An 18508-nucleotide genomic window follows, 5' to 3' on the forward strand; every position below is an offset into this window, starting at 1 on the left:
TTACTTTAATAGTTTGGTTTTTTTTGATAATAAATTTTATAGAAAGGAAGATAAGAAAAGCATGTCAAAAGAACAAGAATTGCAGATTGCCAAATTAACAACCTATTTATTACCTTTATATAAAAAGGAATTTCCAATTATTTTTTTTTGGACCCCTAGAAGTGGATGTACAACTCTAATGAGATGGTTCTTCTTCCAAAATGGATTACTTCAAAAAGCAATGGATTATAATCCCTGGGTGCATTCCTATAGAATGGAGGTATTTGAAAAAGGAAATCACTACAGAGCAGACATAATTGATCAAATTTTGGCTGGGAAAAAAGATACCTATAAGCTTGTTCGTAATCCTTATAGAAGGGCTGTCAGTTCTTTTTTGGCTTCGATAGACAATGATAAAATCATGAAAGAGATTGCTCCTAATTATCATAATGGATTTTCTTTTAAAGAATTCTTATATCTTATTAGGAAAATTGGAGTCAGTAAAAATCAGTTAAATAGTCACATTGCCCAGCAATATGATGAGGGAGAGGAAGTGATTATTAAAGATTATGTAAGACTAGAAAATTTCAGCACGGAAATGAAAGCTATTGAAAATAAATATCGCTTATTAGATTCTCCTATTTTAAGTATCTCTAATTCATCACATCATTTGTCGGGGCAAATGGTTGAAAAGGGTGCATTTGCAAATGTTAAAATGTCTTTGAAACCATATGGTAAAACTTTACCGACCTATGAGAGCTTTTATGACAAAGAAACAAAAGAACTAGTTAGAGAGCTATTTAAAAAAGATTTTGAAAAATATGGTTATAATCAAACTAATATTACAATATGATCACGGAAATACAGAAAAAAAGCTGGAACAGTTATCTGTTCCAGCTTTTTCTTGAACATTTTCTAATCAATATTTCCAATAGCTAGTCCAGTGAAAGTTATAGGACCAACTACATTTACGGTACCCGCTGGAGAAGCAAGAACCTCACCTCTTAATTTATAAACTATAAACCCGTTCGATCCAGCTACGTTAAAGTCAATGGCTTGGAACGATGTTGTATAAAAGGCCTCCGCAGGAGCAGGTTCAGGTGTGAATCTCGTATTGAAAATTTCTATCTCCGGACCAACACCGTTCACCTGACGAAAAATCCGTAAAAATACAACGGGTGTACCTGATAATGCCTGTAATCCGAGTGTCCCTTTTAATTCAATCCGATTGTCAGCAGGGACGGGCGGCACGATAAATAGACCTAAGCCAGCAAGCTCGGTTCCACCAACCGGTAAAGAAATGGGTGGGAACTTGCCCGTCTGATTACTTGGTCTTGATGCCTTATAATCAAGGATAATTTCTGGCATTCATTTTCCCTCCTTTCAATGTGGCGTTTTGCTATTGTTAATCAATGGGTCCAAATGCAATTCCACTAAATGTAATCGGACCGGCTACACTCGCTGTGTCATCATCAACTGAACTTATGCGTTCAACTGTCAACGTATAGTTGTGAGTACCTTGTGGTACGTTAAAATCTATGGTAGTCATTTTAACGGTGTAAAATTGTTCATTCGCAGTTTGCATTCCTTGCCGAGTTTCAAAAATCAGGATTCCATCACGAAAAATCCGAAACACAACCTGTGCAACGGACAACGTCGCCGCCACCCCTACAGTAGCATTCAATTCTACCCAATTATTTGCTGGTGTGCCGGCATCAAAAAGAATAGAAAAAGAGGCTATGGTTTGTTGGGAACCGAATGGAATGACTATAGGGGGGGTTGCTCCTAATCTGCTAGAAGGAACCGTTTCGTTAAACGTCAATATCGTTTCTGCCATTTCTTTACTCCTTTCTCACAAAGTTATTTGGGGGGTTAGGTTGTCCCAACTGCAAGACCGCTAAATGAAACAGGTCCTACAACCTGAGCAATAGTAAAAAAAGGTGGATTACTATTGGCGACGACAGCCTGTACGGTTAACTGATAGACATGAAAACCAAACGGAACACCTTCATCAATGGTGCTAAGGGTAACATTATAATCGTGTGCCGGTAGTGTTGGTGTATTTTGTAAACCCACTACTGTATTAAAAATTTCTACTCCATCCCGGTAAATTCGGAAAAAAACCGCATTATTAAAAACAGAACCTAGCTGGGAATTAATGCCTACATCGGCAGACAAATAAACTCGATTACTTTCGGCTGATGGTGTAAGTTCGGAGAGAAACATTCCTAACCCAGCAACTTGCAGCTGATTAGGTATTTGAGGAATGGTAACAGCTTCCGTTCCACCGAAAGTATTGTTGGGTACGCTTGCTTTATAATCCAATATTACGTTAGCCAATGACTCTAACCTCCTTTCGGATATACTATTATAGATTATTAGAAACTTATAAAGAAGCTTGTACTTTTTAAAAAAATAATTAAAAAAACTAGAATGTCGTATTTCTAAAATCTATAAGTAACATCCAAACATACTAATCTATTCTGTTATTAAACTGCTGCCTGCAAGAAAAAAAGCTGGAACAATTCTCTTTTCCAGCTTTTTTTCTGTGCTTTTGTAGTTTTGGGGTATCATTATCGAAACAGAATTAATATCTGGTTCGGAGCTGTACGCCTCAAGACTCGGTATCCGTTATCAGAAGGTATCGCAATTCCCTGGTCATTCGGTTTGCAGAATCCGTTGCTTTTACAGAGGCCATTATCTCTTACCAACAATTTCCCTAATAGCCCAATTGCAACCCATTCAGGTCTGCTGCCGCGGGGCAGGTAATCACGGGTTGCGTCCCAAGCAGGGTTCAGTACCGGCCGGCGTTCTACCCGCTGCGGTACGATTTCATTCCCGGAATTGTCCATTACAGGAGGAACAATGACGTCTTCATACAAAATTTCTCCCCACTCAGTCGTCATATATTTATGTTTCCATCTTAGTTCTCCGCTATCCGCCAAGAAAGCAGGCTTTGCGCTTGTGATTCCAAGAATATAATCATCTTTTCCATTTGCTATGCGAACCTTATCTTCTTCCAATGTGACGAAGTAGCCAAATTCAATAGGATTCCCATCTGTTGTTTCAAACATTTCTGCATAATCTGCTGCAGGGGTAGTGACAGTACCGTCAATTTTGACATTTCCGTTACTTAATATTTTCGCGGCTAATCCTGGCGTAGAGGCATCCGTACCATTAGCCAGGTACCAGGAATAGGGCAGCTCATTGGCGGACCCAAATTGCCCCATAACATGAACACCTTCTAAAAAGTTTGCGTTTGTCGATTGTCCCTCCGTATGAGAAAAAAATCCAGAAGCTACCGTGTTTACTCCCTCTGCGTGAGAAGTAAAACCGCTTGCGATGTTGAGAGCCCCTTCTGCATGAGAATTTTGTCCAAGCGCTTGTGTTTGATTTCCTTCTGCATGGGAAAGATCACCAGAAGCAACGGTTCGCTGCCCTTCCGCATGAGCAAAAATACCGCTAGCCATTGTCAAGTTTCCTTCTGCATGAGACGCTCTTCCGGTAGCTTGAGTTGTATCGCCTTCTGCATGTGAAGATTCCCCCTGAGCCCTTGTACCTTGTCCTTCTGCATGAGAGACCAGTCCACTGGCAATGGTATTTTCGCCTTCTGCATGGGCTGCAAGGCCAGAGGCAGTGGTTAGATTTCCCTCAGCATGGGCATATAAATTCAATGCTCGTGTGCTCGATCCCTCTGCATGGGAGGCATAACCGGAGGCTAGGGATCCGCTGCCTTCCGCATGTGCTGTATTTGCACTAGCTCTAGTAAAATACCCCTCTGCATGGGAGGCAGAACCCTCTGCGACCGTATTTGATCCTTCCGTATGTGAGGAACCTCCTCTTGCACTCGTTTGAAGTCCTTCCGCATGAGAGGCTGTTCCCTCCGCAAGTGTATTAACTCCCTCAGCATGAGAGGCTCCGCCGGATGCATGTGTTTGAAAGCCTTCTGCCTCAGAACATACCCCGCTTGTAGTTCGATTGCATGCGTTACCCATATCTATCACCCTTTTTAAAAAATGCTTGCCATCCCATCGTATTCTGTTAATTGGTAATAGTAACGGCTTATGTAGTTATTTTTTATAATAATGAGAATCAAGTGATGAAAGCCTTATAAGGATTAAACACACAGTTGAAGGGCTAAAGATTTCGACTTATTTGGATCTTATCTTTTGAAAATGAATAACTTGTCCATACCAAAATTTATCAACCTTCATATTATAGAATATGCCGATAGAAGGGAGGTGATATTTTATGGGAAATTTCTTAGACGCACGAACATCGCAAAACATTAGTACGAGTAATGCTACAGGGATTCCGGTTACTACTACGCCAGCCCTTTTTGGAACACTAGGTCTTAACACAACAGGCGCCGGGCCGAATCTCCGTGTTCAATTCACTGCAACGGTTGGCATTAGCTCTTTAGCAACAATTGCAGTACCAATTACCATTTCGATTTTTAGAGGTGTAGGACCTGATGCTGTTCTTGTTTATAGAGCTACGGAATTACCAATTGCATTAGGAGCTGTAGGTGCTTTAAATAGAAGAATCATAACTGTAACAGGTGCTGACTACCAACCACCTAACCCAGGATTCTTGATTTATCAAGCGTTTGTTAACACGGAAGGCGGAGTAGCGGTAGCACCTACGCGGACAGGCCCTGAAAGCTTTAACGCATCTGCCTATTCCGACTAATCGAATACACTTCAGCCAATACCTATAAAATTTAATAGACAGAGGTTTAAGGGTTTTTAAGAGTTCGTTCCTCTGACACATAATTATCATTAAGTTAAATGAGGACGAACTTTTTCCTTTTTTAATGGAAATGTGAACACTTCCTAAAATGATGAGTAAAAGAGAGGAGAGATTAAGATGTATTTACAACAAATTAAAGGATCTTATGATGAAATCGTTAGTTTAGGCAGTGCATGTAATACAGCAATAAAATTAAGACAACACAACTTAAGAAGGTTTTCAGGTCCACTTGATTGGAAGGTTTCCGGATCGCTATCTGATGTCAATCGATTGTTAAAAAATAAATTCAAGGGTTTTATGGAGCTTGAAAATATGCGTTTGATGGATGGATCAGGTTATGGTTTAGATAATGGAACCGATCTTCAACCAGCTAAATCACATATTGTAAATGATACCTATTATAATATTATTTCCTTTCATGATTTCCCTGCACTGCCAAATCAAGATTGGGCTGCAACATACCCAGCTTTTAAAAATAAACTTCATTACCGAATAGATAGATTCCTAGAAAAAATCACAAATAGTCGAGCCATTTTGTTTGTTAGATGGGCAGGCAGTTATGAACAAGCAGTCGAACTTCAATCTGTTTTGTCCGGGATGGTCAATGGCCAGTTTAAGATCCTTATTCTTGTCCCGGTAGAAGGCTTTCAGGGTGTTAAGGAGTTAAATTGGAATTTAAATCAGGTATGTGCTGTTACAGTTCCTAATCTTCCCTATGATGATTCAACTTGGAATTATGTGTTTAATGGAATAACCTTAACAAATTAGAAATTCCCCACATAACTCGTCTGTATAAAAGGTTTATAAAAAAATGAATGAAAGAACTGCAATTGAACGATTATAAACCAAATCAGGCCTACGGTGGGGGGGAAGGAGGGGGAAACCACCTGCTGTTATATATTTAGCATATGTAATTACTAATAAATTGGTTCTTAAAACAAAATAATTTCATAAAATAAATATTAATTGGTTCGTAGAACCTAAAATAAAAACAACTTATCTCCATACCATTTTGAACATTCATACATAAGGTAGCTATAGAATAATTTTGGTGCAGTCAATAATACCCAACCCCGGCAAGCTCCGTGGAGTGCAGGGGTTGTTTTGATTAAATTAGGAATCTCTGCCAAGTGATTTTTGATTTTACACAAAAATTTTTACTCTTTTACTTAATTGATTGCTAAATCTTTACTCCAAGTGATCTAAGCATGTTGATAAAATTTGCACAATATTGATCAGGATTAAAATGTTTGTTTACATATTCAAGGGCATTTGAACGAATTTGTTCTCTTAATAGCTGGTTTGTCATTAACTCTTTTGCTTGAATAACTGCTTCGGCAATATTCCCTAATGTATAATATTTTCCAGTTTGGTTATGAATGATGGAACTTCTAACACCATCGGAATCTGTAGTCAACACAGGGCATCTGCAGCTCATTGCTTCGAGTAAGGAGTAAGGTGATCCTTCTACCTTAGAGGTGGAGCATAGAAAGCCTCCCGAATCCCCAATCATGGAGAAATAAGCAGCCATTTGGGAATTAGGTACATTTGAATGCAGAGTAAGATTTTTTTGCAAACTTAATTGATTGATTAACTTTTCAAACTCAATCCTTTGTTTAGGATCGCTTATTGTCGGATCTTCAAACATATGTAACTGTAGGTTTGAATTGTATTGCTGAATAAGTTGGTGCCCTATATGAAGAAATTCTCTCCAATTTTTGTTATCTTCGATTCTGCCAATCCAAGCAATCATAGGGACATTGCTCAATGCTAACGATCGGTAAGAAAATTGACTTGTATCAAAACAGTTATTGAAACTAAATTTAGGAAAAGAGGGATATAATTCATCTAATAATTGCATGATATGTGGAGTTTTTGGATTAAGGAATCCGTTTGCATGGGCAGTTACAATGGGTATGGCATTACGAAGTGCTGTTCTTGCTGTTTCTTTTGGACCATATCCTTGAATTTCTACAATTATTTTTTCTTTGTAACCCATATTTCTAAATCTCGGCAGTGCTTGGAAATCTGAAACGACCACAATAGCACCATAATTTCCAGTTCCTAATATTTTTTTTATTTCGCCATCATTATTAGTAATAAACGTTGGAACGTTGTGATCATTAATGAATACTCTTCTGTTTTCATAATAAAGGCAATGACCATTGATATTATACTTTTTAAGTGCAGAACATCTTTGACGATTTAAAGTCTCCACTCCACCGCTAGGAACATAAAATACAAATAAGATATTCATTCATTTCCCCCTCAATGTCTTTTATATTTCACATTGCTACGTAGCTATAAATTTAAGAAGAGCATAATAGGTCTGAAATCAACTTATTCAATTTTATGAAAAATTGCTGTTAATATTCTTAACTTACATTCTCAATACAAGAAAAAAACCCTTAAACCAGTCCAGTACTTACGTGATTGGTTAAAAGGTTAGTTATAAACATCAATTTTAAAAAGTTTTTCGGGAATACGTCTAATTACTTAGATGAACCCCTCTAAATATTTCTGCCCAAAAATGATCATTGGAATCCCATATCTCTTTATTAGGAAGTTCAACCGCTGAGACCTTCTGTGATGGCAAATTGATTTCAACCAGGCTATTAACATTTGTATGATTTACAAGGAGAATCCGAAAATCATTTTTAACCATTTTTAATAAAATAGATTCAAGTTCTGAGACCTCTGGAAAAGTACCTTCTGTTCTAATAAAGAGAATGCGTTTACAGGTGGCCATTTTTTCTAAGAAGCGCTGAACACGTCTGTCATATTTCTTCTTAACTTCATGGTAAGCGGCTAAATGGGACACTGTATTTTGGTTTGTTTTAAAATCATGGTTGAAAGCGATATTATAGGTTTCATCCAATACTAGGAGATCCAATGCAGAAGCATGTCCAACGACTTTCAAATTGGGTAGTTCCATAAAACCAACAAATTGATTCTGTAAAAGCCGATTAACATCTGATAATGAATAGGTTGCCACCCAGTCCAAAACTCCCGAAAAGGGTCTTAAATTGAATTTTTTAAGCTGAATAGCTGCCAGACAAAGATGCCCTAAACTGAAAATAGCGTCATAAGAACCTTTTATCTTTTCTAAAGTCATTTTCCTCTCTCCTAAAAAAGTTATAAGTCTCTACCAATCCTCCAGATTTTTCATCTCTATTTATTAATTTATTAATATATTAAATGCAATAAATCTATAAATGAAAGGGCAGAAAACAAGTTTCTTAGAAAAAGGGCATAATTTGCAGTAGTTCTTTAGGTATAACAGCATAAGGGTTTAAAAAAACTCACAAACTAGTGCCCGTGAGTTTAAGGTGCTTACCAAATAAAATAAATTTGGCATAATGAAAGCAATGGATATTATAGTGCATTTTTCTTTTTAGTAAGCGCGCTTTGGTATATATCTAATACGTTTTTTACTGCTGTATCAATAGACCAATACGAAAATGCCCATTTTTTGGCATTGGAACCAAGAGTCTGCCTCTGTTTATCGTTTGTTAGTAAAGAGTCTAGTTGGACGCATAGGGATTTATCTTTTCCGGCAGGTGTTATTATACCAGTAACTCCATGTTCAACCATCTCGGGTAATCCCCCAGCATCACTGACTATAACAGGTTTTCCGGCAATTTGAGCTTCTATTACGGATAAAGGTTGGTTATCAATGAGGCTGGGATGAACGAAAATATCCGAATGGGACAACAAACTTGGGATATCATCTCGCTTCCCTAAAAAAATAATATATTTCTCTAAACCTAGGACTCTGCTTTGATGCTGTAAATCTGCTTGTTTTTTTCCATCTCCTGCAATCCAGCAAACCCAATCGTTTCGTAATCTTTTTAATTGGCTGAGAGCTTGGATTAAAATGTGAACTCCTTTTATCTCAACAAGCCGGCCCGCATAAAAAATCACTTTCTTGTCAGTTGGGCGCTGAATAGAAGAAGTTTCCTTCATGCGTTTAACAAATGTATCTGTATCGTATCCATAATGAGTCACCTTTAGCTGTTCAACGGGGACATGGAAATCATTTGTTAAGTTTTCCTTCAACCACTTATTTGCTACTATTGTAAATTCAGCCGCCGTAGCCCCGCTATATTCCATTTTGTCAAAATAGTTTTTTATAGAGTTTGATAAGGCCTTATCATTAACGGTAGTGGTGTAGTGTTTCATTTCTTGAGCAACACTTCCATGGAGAGTAGCGACCAAAGCCGTTCCTTGCGGTCTTATTCTATTGATACATGCAGTTGAAAGGACATCTTGAGTATGAATTAAGTCATATTTTTCTAAGTCGAAATAAGCAGCTCCTAATTCAAAGCAGTATCTTAAATTCTCATAATGATATAATATCGGATTTTTATGGTAAAATGACGATTCTGTTTGTTCATATACTTTTGTAATGACCGGAAGAAAACGATTGCTTTCAATAACCTGCTTTTTCGTTACAATGTGTAAATAGTTATTATCATCTCCATACCCTAGTAAGTCCACTTCATGCCCAAGAGATTCAAGCTTTTCTTTTAACTGCTTCATATAATTCCATACTCCACCCACATGCGGAATACTCCAAAACGTGGCAAGCAGTATTTTCATGCATACATCTCCCTTTGTAATTTCTTAGACAATAAAGATTCCATTATCTCTTTATAAGTATTCAGTAAAAAGGCAAGTGCCATAGACGAATTTATCTATTTTTTTCACAATATTTAAATCTATAAGGATAGGAAGTTGCTCATGGCTTGAATCTGATAACCATACAGGATGATTCTAATTTTATTAAATAATTAATAATGAAGGAATTTGGTTTAACCAGCCAATAATATCTTGATTGTATCAAACATATATATAATGAAGGCATTGGTTTAACCCACCAAAAAGACATTGAATGGATATAAATTACATATATAACGAAGAAATTGGTATTCGAAACCACCAAGAACCAAATACATATGTATGTAATATATTAAAAGTAACTGTCGGGGGAGGGAACTTGAAATGTGGAATCAATATTATAATTTAAAGCTTACCGAACTAGATATACAAAAAGGGCGCCATCGCAGTATAATAGGCGGAATGTGGGAAGAAATGGGAGAGAAACAAATTGCATTTTTGAAAGAGAAGGGGCTAAAGCCGCATCACGAACTCCTAGATATCGGGTGCGGCAGTCTCCGAGGCGGAATTTATTTTATTAAATATTTAAATCAAGGCAAATACAGTGGTTTGGACATCAATCCTTCGCTTATACGAGCAGGGCAGGCAGAACTTAAAAAAGCCAATTTAACTGGAAAGAAACCAACTCTTTTGGTTAACGATAACTTTCATTTCCATCTTTTCAAGAAGAAGTTTGATTATGCAATTGCTCAGTCTGTGTTAACTCATTTACCAGTAAATGTTATCCAAAGGTGTCTAGTGAATATTGAAAAAGTATTAAATCCAGGGGGGAAATTTTACGCTACGTTTTTTGAATCTACAGCAAGGTTCAATGATAATCCCATTAACCATCCGGGAGGACTTACTACTTACCTTGACAAAGATCCGTACCATTATCATCTTTCCATATTTGAATATTTAATTAAGGATTCTTCCTTACAGCTTGAATATATAGGTGATTGGGGACACCCAAGGAATCAAAAAATGATTTGCTTTACTAAAATGGAAACATCACCTCGCAGTCAGACCTAAGGAGAAGTGTTTCTAAATGAAAGGAGGAAATTGTGTGAATCAACGTAATTTTATTGATTCTTTAATCCCAAATGTTGAAGAGGATAATGTGTTACATTGTTGTAATTTAAACGACCTAAATGGTAACGACCTATATAAAGTTATTATTCTTTCAAACTTTTTGGAATATATCCCTGTCTTTGAAATGGAAGCGGCATGGGGGGAAATAAAAAAAAAACTTTGTCCGGGCGGTTTGATTATCATTAAAACGGTTCTATATGACAATCCTAATGAACTTGGGGAGGATGAAATAGATTCCGTTCGGATCCGCTGCAACAAACAAACAGGAGGGACAATGTTACGGGATTGCCTTCGGCATGATTTGATTATGGCTTCATCTGAGGAAGAGTGGTTTGCGCTCGTGAGGCAAGAAGACCTTTCTTTATTTAGTAATGAACAAAAGGAACAATTCGTAATTCATCATAAAAAGTGGTTAAACCAATATGGTCTTGAATTAAAGGAAAAATATGTGGAAGAGGAATATCGCCATTTGGTACCTGGAGCTGGCCGGATGATGATTGGATGTGTAGCAGAAAACAATAAGAAATATCAAACACAGGCCCTCAGACTAGTACAATCAATCCGTTGGCTCGGCGAAGCGATGGCTGGGGCTAATATTTTCGTCTGTATGGTTGATGAAGCAGATCCTGAATTTGTTAAAGAGCTAGAAAAATGGGGTGTGTACGTACGAATTGTGAAACGTTTTAGTATATCGCATCCTCCTTCTAATAAGCTCAGGCTGTTTGAATTGCCTGAAGTGTCTTCTTACGACACGATTATGCTTTTGGACTGTGATACAATTATCGTCCAAGACCCTTCACCTTTTATTGATGGTAATCATTTTCAGGCAGAAATGGCAGCGGGGTTAACGGTTCCTTATACTACTTTCAATAATCTTTTTGCCCATTACCGTCTCCCACTGCCAAAGCAAAATTATCTCACAGCCATAACAAAACAAAAAACAATTTGGTATTGTAATGCAGGTGTATTAGTTTTCCCAAGAGCCTTAATACAGTCTTTTTTCCCTATTTGGAAAAGTTACACACTGGACCTGTCGCACAAAAGATATTTGTTAGGCAAGCAATATTTTTTCTGTGAGCAGGCTTCTTTAACCATCGCCTTCTCAGCTCATCCTTTACCTTTCGCAAGATTGCCTCTAAAAATGAACTTTCATTTAACTCTCAACATAAGTAACGAGATGAAACGTTGTGATCCTGTCATCATTCACTATCACAAAATGAATGATGAAACAGGATTTATAAAACACATTTCTAAAAACCCTTACACGAACAAACGGATAAACCTCTTTAATGAACGATTAAAAAGGTATTTAGCGAGTGTATTGCAGCCAAAGGAGTAGTGTAAGATTGGAAGGAATTATTGTCATTAATAAGTTTTTAACTTCTTATCTAGAAATTCTTTAACCTCCTTGAGACGATAATCTGGGGGGTTACCGTTTTTTTTATTGATTTGACTAACAAAATCTTCTGGATTATTTAAAAAATCTTGAAAAGAAACATCAATTATCTTTTCAGGAGGCAGGCCATAATTATGACGGTAGTGATAGAGGTTTTTTAAATATGGTATTAAAATCAGGTTTGCTGTTCCGATCGTGTTCCGATCCCGGTTGGCGAGGGATCGGACGGAGGCTTCGAATGGCCGATGGACAAACACATAGGTGATATCCGCTGCCTCTTCTAAATATGGTTTCCAGAGTTCAAACGTTAACAATGTGCGTGGATCTTTAAGTCCCCATATAGGTTTCTGATTTTTTTCAATAAATGTACGGATTTTTGAAACTGAAATCTTGGTTTCCGTGATTTTTCCTTGGAGGGGTGGTTTGTTCCATGAACTGTTGACACTTCTCAGAATCTCCTGATTCAATTGGACAAATTCAACATTTTCAAAATGTCCTTTTTGATTATGCTTGGTTGCCTGAAGGAGTCTATCTCCCATATGAATACCTAAAAGATGCATAACACCCGCAGTAGCGCTAGATCCAGAACGGTGAAGGCATAAAACAAGGAAAAGCTTGCTTTTTTCTTCCAAATGTAACATCCCCTTCTAACTCTTTAAAATGTTTTTTCATACTACTTATTTAGTATGACTAAAAAGAGCTATCCATGTCTGAACAGCTCTATTATTTGGTTGAATCCTTAATCAATTCCAACATTTTTTCTAGCCTCTGCTCAAAAGTATGGTCCTTCAATACACGATTTCTTGCTTTTTCCGCAATCCATTGTCGGTCTTCTTCAGATTTCAAATAATAATCAATCTTTTGGCGTAGTTCCAGGTTATTTTTGAATGACACGATTTCCTCATCTTCTATAAAATGGTTTGGTAAATCCTCTTTGAATTGAATCAGTTGAAATGAGCCGCACGCCGCAACATCGAAGGTTCTATTGTTTATACTTTTGCCGATAATACCCAGCTTATTTTGGTTCTGCTTCAGATTAAATGGCCGATGAGTATTTAACACGACCTTTGCACCGTTATAAAGATCAGCTACCACTGAAGGATTTACCCATCCTTCATGTATCATTAATTTGGGGTTGCTTCGGAAGCGAAATAAAGAATTGGACCATTTACCTACGACTTTAATTTTGTAGACTGTATTCTGTAAAAGAAACTGAATAGTTTGTATTCGATCCGGATAGGGAAACCCGACCAGGCAAATATCGCTTCTGTATTTTGCTTCCACAGGCTTAGGTTTAAAGACTTGAGGTTCTGTAGCAAGCGGTAGTTGGTAAGCATGCAAATGCCCGTTGTTTTTATAATATTCAAGTGCTGCGGAATCAATGGTGAAAACAAAATCAAAATATTGAGAAAGTACTTTTGTCCGATCCATAAAATAGGGATCTTCTGTGAACCACACCGCTGTCTTAACTTGCTGTTTCTTTAACCAGTGAACCATTTGAATGGGTATCTTAAAACCAACTAACGTAAGGGCCACTTCCGGATTAAATTCTCTTGTAAGCGACTGTAAAGTAGAAAGCCCATCTTTAAAATGGAAAAATTTTACCTCATGATTTTTTTTTAGCGCTCTAATGATCCACGCTTCAAAATGATCATAAATGCCTTTATAACTGGAAGTTATAAATAATATTTTCAATATTCCATCCCCTAATAGTTTACTGTAATAGTGTTTAATGCCGGAATTCCGTTTTTTATTTCATCACAATAAAAAAAACCTTCAACTACCACGAACTTATGGTCACTTGTGGTTGAAATACGTACCTCGTTTGCAAATGTTAGATTTTCACCAGGTTCTATATGCTTGCAATGGTTGGGTTTTAGTATGTGTTCTCCCGTTTCCAAGGTTTTTTCTTTCCAATTATCATAAATATAATGCCATGCTTCAGTATTAGCCCCATCAATCATTAGGGCAGTATGGGATAATGAACCGATTTTTCCGCCGAGACGAACATTTTGTGGTGGTTTGGTTCGTATACAGATGATCGGGTTATTCAGTGTTTTTCCTCCGTTATTTTTAATGATGAAGTTTCCAATGACGGTCATTTCCTTCTCTTGTTCCTCCGTATCCGGAAGCATTACAGTATAGCTGAACCATGCTAGTGCCTCTGCAATTACCTGTTCTCTTTTTTTCCAGAACAAGCGAATCTCCTCCTCTGGTTAGTCCGAATATTCCTAATATTCTATGCCTACAATTCTTTTTCCATGTTAGTAAAGCCTTTTCAAAAATAATAAATTGAATCGTCACTGTTTTGTTTTTCTGCTTACAGAACAAAAAAAAGAGGAGGTGAACTCCTCTGTAGAACTTAGTCATATTCCCTATTTCTATAGAGGAGTGGGAGTTGGTCCTACTCCTGGGAAAATTGTTGGACATTGTGGCGGGAATGCAAGTGGCGGACAAACAAACGGCATATCCGTCCGCGGCTGACAGAAGTCAGCTGTAATTTCAAGCTTTACCAGTGCCTCCATTTGAACATTTTGGCAAAGATTGATAGAGATATCGAGTTGTTGGAATTCGAAAGTTCCAGGTGTAGCTAATGGTCGACAGATTAAGTTAGCATCACATTCAAAATCAGTTATTTCGCATTGAAGGAACGTGCCAGGAGGTGCACAAAGGAAAAACTTCTCGGATACAGCCCAAGGAATTGGTAAGGATGTACAAACCTCACCTGCTGCATTTGTCACACGAACAACAATAAATCCCTTTTTTAATACCTTTACCTTTTGAAGAGTAACTGTAGATCCATCAGGCAATTGAAACTGCCCGCTTGCACGACCTTCTGGCTGCGGGATTTCTGTACAAAGAATAGCACCAGGTGCTAAAGGATCAATAGGGGTTCCGTCCTCATCTGAAGGGAAACATTCTACCGTATAGTTTCCACCGAGAATAGCACAAGGGTCATCAGAACCTGGTGTTGGTGTAATACCCCCGGGGCAATCAAAGAACAATGTGGTTCCAAGGTCACCTCTATCAAAGGCCAATAGAGGAACATCTACTTGGCGAGTTACCCAGTCGTAGACTTTGTTCACTTTGATACAAAGAGTCTCCTGACCACCGCTTATCGCTTTAAAATCCATGAAAAAATCATCCTCTCTCTTATATTTCTTTTCTTTTTTGGGTTGAGCCTATTGTATACTATGCTGCTTTCCTGAAAAGTGTTTGAATTTTGTTATACTTTTTCTAAAAAATCAGGAAAGAACAAAATAAATTCAATAGTTCACCCATTACAATATATTCCTGAAGTGTGTGAATGTTCTCCAAAATTCCGATAACCAAGCCTGAATATTTTTTCTCTTATGTATGATTGGCTGTCTTTACAAATTAAGGTTGCTAGTCCGCTTATATTTAGCACTAATATTATTGACGAGGAATCCTTTAAAAGATAATTTTATTCATCGGTTGGTAAACGTTAGTCTTAAACTTGCATAAACATGTTAAGAGCAGAAATGGGCTTTTGCCTAGGGGAGGGAAACGAATGTCAAAAAGGCAGCGCTTTGAAAAACTAACCCACTTGCAGCTGCAGCAGAAAGTGATTCATCTGGAGTCAGAACTCGTACAATGCCACTCCAATAGTCAAACAAATGATCGAGGTTACCGTGAGCAAATGGTTAGGCTGCAACAAGAAAATGTTAATTTGAGAAGAGAAATGCAAGAGATCTTCAATGAGCATAAGACGTATTATCAGGATAGAAATAAACTCATTCATGAATACAATAAGGTACTCCAAAAAAATATGGCCTATAAAACCAAATTAGCCCAACTAAAAGAGAGCAATGAAGCAGCGGAATCGCTTAAAAAAACTGATCGGTTTGCGGCTGAAAATACCAATCTTGTCAAATTGGCAGAAAACTTAAGAAAAGAAGCCCAAATGCATGAGGAAAACTCAGAAAAACATTTTAAAGAAAAACAAATTATGGAAGTCCAATTGGAGGATTTAAAAAAAGAAATATCTCTCATGAGGAAAGAATATAAAGAATCTCACCAGAAATCCTCAAAAGAAAATGAATGGGAGGCTAAATTCCAAAAACTTGAACCTTTATTGAAAAAAGCAATTAAAGAGAGGGAAGAAATCTTTAAAGATAACCAAGCATTACAAGCTAGGCTTAATGAATTGAGTCAAAAAATAACTGAAAAAGATGAAAACATTGGGAGTTTACAACAGGGGATTGCACTGCTCCAAAAGGAGACTGAGGAATATAAAAAAAATGTTGAGTTGTTGAAGAAAGGAGAAGAAACTTTAATTCAAGAAAATAAAGAAATGAGTGTTGAATTATCTGAGGTGCAAAAAGTATTAAACCAGTTGAAAAAGGATAAAAGTAAATTTCAAAATGAGCTGAATTTGAAACAAAGGGTTTTAGACGATGTAACTGCACAGAATAAAGGTTTTGTTCAGCAATTGGAAGTTTTTAAAGAAAATATGGAACAAATAACTCAGAAAAACGTAATCTATCTACAGAAGATTACCCAATTGGACTCAGAGAAGCATTCCGATCTTAAAGTGTTTGGTAAACATGAAGCAGAATTGTCGAATGCAAAAACGCAAATAATGGAATTAAAAACATTAAAAAGCAAATTATTTGCTCGTCTAAAATATAGGCTGAAAGAGGTCAGAAGACTAGAGAAAGAAAATCATCAATTTATGGAAGAAAGAGCAGGCCTTCTTAAAAGGATTGCCATTCTCGATGAGGAAAACACTTCAATTCGAGACAGTGTTTTACAATTCTCAATACAAAGGGAGTTGGACGAAAAAAGGCTTGATAATATAACGTCCGAACTAAATGAAGTTTTTACTCAAACAAAGACAATCATTAGGACGGCATCTTCACTGCAAGACCAATTGGAGGCAAAAAATAGGAAGATTAATCAAATGAAAAAGGAGAATGAGAAACTTATGCAAGAGTTAATTCAGCTTAATGATGACTTTGAAAAGTCGGAGGCTCGAAAAAGTGAGCTTGAAAATCAGATTGAAGTGATGAAAACTGAGTTACTGAAAGCTCAGGATTCCTTGATTCGCCTCGAACTTTTTGAAACGGAAAAACTCAAGTTGAAAGATGAATTGGAAACAAAAATTGAAGAATTTAATAATCTAACCCATAACTATCAGCGTGAAAAAGACTCCTACCTGCATGTACTAGAACACGTCCAGGATCAAGTGAACGTGTATAAAGAAAAATCAGAGTTTTTTGATTCAGAAAAAGGATCATGGTCCAAACAAATTGATGAATTAAAATCTGAATTAGCTGAAACAAAGGCTACCCTCGTGAAAATGGAGGAGCTTGAGAAGAAAAATGAAAGAATAACGGCAGAACTAGAGGACAAAAAAGTAGAAATTTATAAAATCCAAAAGGAAAGTGAACTGGCCCTCCAAAATCAGATGATACAATTTAATTCAAAGCTGAAATTGCATCAAGAAAAAATTGATCAATACGAAAAGGACAGAGTGTATGCAGAGAACCAAATGAAAGAAATGAAAGCTAAGTTTGCCGTAATAGAATCAAACTTGAAAGAAAAGGAAAATTTTATTAGACAGTTTATCACTCAACCGCCTATGACATCCGGAATCCAAAAGGCAGTACAGCCAGCTGTGGAAGAAACCATAAAGAATTTGGAGCAGCCAATACCCGTAGAAAACAATCCATCCTTACCTCAGGGCCAACAATCAGGAGATTGGTTTCAACGAAATATATCTCAACAGCAAGTACAATATCAGAATGTACAAAAAAGTACAAACTCAAGTCCCGCGCCGATGGATTTTTTCACATTACGAAGTAAAACAACCCAGCCCTCGTCTCCCTGATCGAAGTGTTGAAACTAAAGGGATTAAGAACAAAAAAGAGAATTATCAAGCTTTTTATATAAAGAAGTCTGTATATGAGGAAATAATTGCTTATTGCAAACAGGCATTACCGTATGAAGCATGTGGATTACTTTCGGGTATTAATGAAACAGGCAACACTTTATGGAAAATAAAAAATGAATCAGTTCGTCTAAATCGGTTTTATATGTCCCAAGAGGCTATTAAAAGTGCAGTTATGGAAATGAATGAGAAGGATGAAAATCTTACAGGCATTTTCCATTCGCATCCCACATCACCTGCCTTTCCTTCATCACAAGATATTGAAAATAATCCTTACGACCAGATTGCTTACTTTATTGTTTCGTTTTATAAAGGAAAAGTAGACGTGGGTTGTTTTAAACTAAATAACAAAAAAGTCATCCCAGTGAAATTAAATATAATTGATGAGTGAACTTAAACGGCGTCCCAAGAGAACGCCGTTTTTTGTTGTTCTATTAAACTTATTTTTTAAACCATCCTCTCCCCTTTAAATGGGAACACATCGTAATTCATAGATACATATAATTTATGGAACCCTACTTAGCAAGGAGGTAGTTAATTTGAAAACCAGACGGGGTGGGCAAAACGTAAGTCGATCTCTTACTCCAAAATTTTCACCGCAATCAAAAGTGTATATGGGACGTAAAATAGCTGACAATAATTTATCACAGGGAGTTGTCTCCAATAAAAGGGTGAAATCTGATTCTGGGGGATGCGGGTGCGGAAAACCCAAACAG

The 18508-nt window shown here is 37.0% G+C and carries 18 protein-coding genes; 7 read left to right on the forward strand and 11 right to left on the reverse strand.

Annotated features, from left to right (window positions below; genetic code table 11):
* The first annotated feature begins 61 nt into the window (after nt 1-61).
* Complete coding sequence (locus MLOOGBEN_RS18240; protein WP_179159693.1) at nt 62-832, forward strand: sulfotransferase family 2 domain-containing protein; 771 nt, start codon at nt 62-64, stop codon at nt 830-832.
* A 62-nt stretch (nt 833-894) separates the two neighbouring features.
* On the opposite strand, the gene MLOOGBEN_RS18245 is transcribed toward MLOOGBEN_RS18240, so the two are convergent.
* The 4 genes from MLOOGBEN_RS18245 to MLOOGBEN_RS18260 form a co-directional block, all read right to left on the reverse strand.
* Complete coding sequence (locus tag MLOOGBEN_RS18245; RefSeq protein ID WP_179159694.1) at nt 895-1347, reverse strand: exosporium protein C; 453 nt, start codon at nt 1345-1347, stop codon at nt 895-897.
* A 37-nt stretch (nt 1348-1384) separates the two neighbouring features.
* Nucleotides 1385-1816, reverse strand: coding sequence for an exosporium protein C (locus MLOOGBEN_RS18250; RefSeq protein WP_179159695.1), 432 nt, complete (start codon nt 1814-1816; stop codon nt 1385-1387).
* A 35-nt stretch (nt 1817-1851) separates the two neighbouring features.
* Nucleotides 1852-2319: an exosporium protein C gene (locus MLOOGBEN_RS18255; RefSeq protein ID WP_179159696.1), complete on the reverse strand. Its 468-nt coding sequence runs from the start codon at nt 2317-2319 to the stop codon at nt 1852-1854.
* Between the two features lie 233 nt (nt 2320-2552).
* Complete coding sequence (locus MLOOGBEN_RS18260; RefSeq protein ID WP_179159697.1) at nt 2553-3974, reverse strand: peptidase G2 autoproteolytic cleavage domain-containing protein; 1422 nt, start codon at nt 3972-3974, stop codon at nt 2553-2555.
* Nucleotides 3975-4230: 256 nt separating this feature from the next.
* Between MLOOGBEN_RS18260 and MLOOGBEN_RS18265 the strand changes: the two genes are divergently transcribed.
* Together MLOOGBEN_RS18265 and MLOOGBEN_RS18270 are read left to right on the forward strand one after the other, a co-directional pair.
* Nucleotides 4231-4671, forward strand: a complete 441-nt coding sequence (locus MLOOGBEN_RS18265; RefSeq protein ID WP_179159698.1) for a hypothetical protein — start codon at nt 4231-4233, stop codon at nt 4669-4671.
* A gap of 177 nt (nt 4672-4848) precedes the next feature.
* Entirely contained in the window at nt 4849-5499 is a 651-nt protein-coding gene (locus tag MLOOGBEN_RS18270) for a DUF1796 family putative cysteine peptidase (protein WP_179159699.1), read from the forward strand.
* Between the two features lie 412 nt (nt 5500-5911).
* Here the strand turns inward: MLOOGBEN_RS18270 and MLOOGBEN_RS18275 are convergent, their stop codons facing one another.
* The 3 genes from MLOOGBEN_RS18275 to MLOOGBEN_RS18285 all read right to left on the reverse strand — a co-directional run bounded on the left by MLOOGBEN_RS18275 (nt 5912) and on the right by MLOOGBEN_RS18285 (nt 9333).
* A complete protein-coding gene (locus MLOOGBEN_RS18275; RefSeq protein WP_179159700.1) occupies nt 5912-6988 on the reverse strand; it encodes a glycosyltransferase family 4 protein in 1077 nt (358 codons plus the stop codon).
* Nucleotides 6989-7219: 231 nt separating this feature from the next.
* Nucleotides 7220-7846, reverse strand: a complete 627-nt coding sequence (locus MLOOGBEN_RS18280) for a DUF1796 family putative cysteine peptidase (RefSeq protein WP_179159701.1) — start codon at nt 7844-7846, stop codon at nt 7220-7222.
* A 260-nt stretch (nt 7847-8106) separates the two neighbouring features.
* Entirely contained in the window at nt 8107-9333 is a 1227-nt protein-coding gene (locus MLOOGBEN_RS18285; protein ID WP_179159702.1) for a glycosyltransferase family 4 protein, read from the reverse strand.
* Nucleotides 9334-9735: 402 nt separating this feature from the next.
* On the opposite strand from MLOOGBEN_RS18285, the gene MLOOGBEN_RS18290 reads away from it, so the two are divergent.
* Both MLOOGBEN_RS18290 and MLOOGBEN_RS18295 read left to right on the forward strand, forming a co-directional pair.
* Nucleotides 9736-10422: a class I SAM-dependent methyltransferase gene (locus MLOOGBEN_RS18290; RefSeq protein ID WP_179159703.1), complete on the forward strand. Its 687-nt coding sequence runs from the start codon at nt 9736-9738 to the stop codon at nt 10420-10422.
* Nucleotides 10423-10456: 34 nt separating this feature from the next.
* Complete coding sequence (locus MLOOGBEN_RS18295; protein WP_179159704.1) at nt 10457-11821, forward strand: glycosyltransferase family protein; 1365 nt, start codon at nt 10457-10459, stop codon at nt 11819-11821.
* 26 nt (nt 11822-11847) lie between these two features.
* Here the strand turns inward: MLOOGBEN_RS18295 and MLOOGBEN_RS18300 are convergent, their stop codons facing one another.
* From MLOOGBEN_RS18300 to MLOOGBEN_RS18315, 4 genes are all read right to left on the reverse strand, one after another.
* Nucleotides 11848-12519, reverse strand: a complete 672-nt coding sequence (locus MLOOGBEN_RS18300; RefSeq protein WP_179159705.1) for a sulfotransferase family protein — start codon at nt 12517-12519, stop codon at nt 11848-11850.
* A gap of 82 nt (nt 12520-12601) precedes the next feature.
* A complete protein-coding gene (locus MLOOGBEN_RS18305) occupies nt 12602-13573 on the reverse strand; it encodes a CgeB family protein (RefSeq protein ID WP_179159706.1) in 972 nt (323 codons plus the stop codon).
* Nucleotides 13574-13584: 11 nt separating this feature from the next.
* Nucleotides 13585-14076, reverse strand: coding sequence for a hypothetical protein (locus MLOOGBEN_RS18310; protein WP_179159707.1), 492 nt, complete (start codon nt 14074-14076; stop codon nt 13585-13587).
* 183 nt (nt 14077-14259) lie between these two features.
* Nucleotides 14260-15012 carry a BMQ_0737 family morphogenetic spore coat protein gene (locus MLOOGBEN_RS18315; RefSeq protein WP_095247000.1) on the reverse strand — a complete coding sequence of 251 codons (753 nt, stop codon included), beginning with the start codon at nt 15010-15012 and terminating at the stop codon, nt 14260-14262.
* 398 nt (nt 15013-15410) lie between these two features.
* Between MLOOGBEN_RS18315 and MLOOGBEN_RS18320 the strand changes: the two genes are divergently transcribed.
* Together MLOOGBEN_RS18320 and MLOOGBEN_RS18325 are read left to right on the forward strand one after the other, a co-directional pair.
* Nucleotides 15411-17732, forward strand: a complete 2322-nt coding sequence (locus tag MLOOGBEN_RS18320) for a coiled-coil domain-containing protein (protein WP_179159708.1) — start codon at nt 15411-15413, stop codon at nt 17730-17732.
* Complete coding sequence (locus MLOOGBEN_RS18325; RefSeq protein WP_179159709.1) at nt 17647-18183, forward strand: M67 family metallopeptidase; 537 nt, start codon at nt 17647-17649, stop codon at nt 18181-18183. Before MLOOGBEN_RS18320 ends, MLOOGBEN_RS18325 begins: the two co-directional genes overlap by 86 nt.
* The last annotated feature ends 325 nt before the right edge of the window (nt 18184-18508 follow it).

The sequence above is a fragment of the Bacillus sp. EB106-08-02-XG196 genome (genome assembly GCF_013396335.1).
Classification (GTDB): domain Bacteria; phylum Bacillota; class Bacilli; order Bacillales; family Cytobacillaceae; genus Neobacillus.

Bases quoted from the DNA above. Each gene is read 5' to 3' on its own strand.
- MLOOGBEN_RS18275 (WP_179159700.1), bottom strand. From the start codon at position 6,988: ATGAATATCTTATTTGTATTTTATGTTCCTAGCGGTGGAGTGGAGACT.
- MLOOGBEN_RS18300 (WP_179159705.1), bottom strand. From the start codon at position 12,519: ATGTTACATTTGGAAGAAAAAAGCAAGCTTTTCCTTGTTTTATGCCTT.
- MLOOGBEN_RS18285 (WP_179159702.1), bottom strand. From the start codon at position 9,333: ATGAAAATACTGCTTGCCACGTTTTGGAGTATTCCGCATGTGGGTGGA.
- MLOOGBEN_RS18270 (WP_179159699.1), top strand. From the start codon at position 4,849: ATGTATTTACAACAAATTAAAGGATCTTATGATGAAATCGTTAGTTTA.
- MLOOGBEN_RS18250 (WP_179159695.1), bottom strand. From the start codon at position 1,816: ATGGCAGAAACGATATTGACGTTTAACGAAACGGTTCCTTCTAGCAGA.
- MLOOGBEN_RS18290 (WP_179159703.1), top strand. From the start codon at position 9,736: ATGTGGAATCAATATTATAATTTAAAGCTTACCGAACTAGATATACAA.
- MLOOGBEN_RS18320 (WP_179159708.1), top strand. From the start codon at position 15,411: ATGTCAAAAAGGCAGCGCTTTGAAAAACTAACCCACTTGCAGCTGCAG.
- MLOOGBEN_RS18245 (WP_179159694.1), bottom strand. From the start codon at position 1,347: ATGCCAGAAATTATCCTTGATTATAAGGCATCAAGACCAAGTAATCAG.
- MLOOGBEN_RS18325 (WP_179159709.1), top strand. From the start codon at position 17,647: ATGTACAAAAAAGTACAAACTCAAGTCCCGCGCCGATGGATTTTTTCA.
- MLOOGBEN_RS18240 (WP_179159693.1), top strand. From the start codon at position 62: ATGTCAAAAGAACAAGAATTGCAGATTGCCAAATTAACAACCTATTTA.
- MLOOGBEN_RS18265 (WP_179159698.1), top strand. From the start codon at position 4,231: ATGGGAAATTTCTTAGACGCACGAACATCGCAAAACATTAGTACGAGT.
- MLOOGBEN_RS18260 (WP_179159697.1), bottom strand. From the start codon at position 3,974: ATGGGTAACGCATGCAATCGAACTACAAGCGGGGTATGTTCTGAGGCA.
- MLOOGBEN_RS18315 (WP_095247000.1), bottom strand. From the start codon at position 15,012: ATGGATTTTAAAGCGATAAGCGGTGGTCAGGAGACTCTTTGTATCAAA.
- MLOOGBEN_RS18280 (WP_179159701.1), bottom strand. From the start codon at position 7,846: ATGACTTTAGAAAAGATAAAAGGTTCTTATGACGCTATTTTCAGTTTA.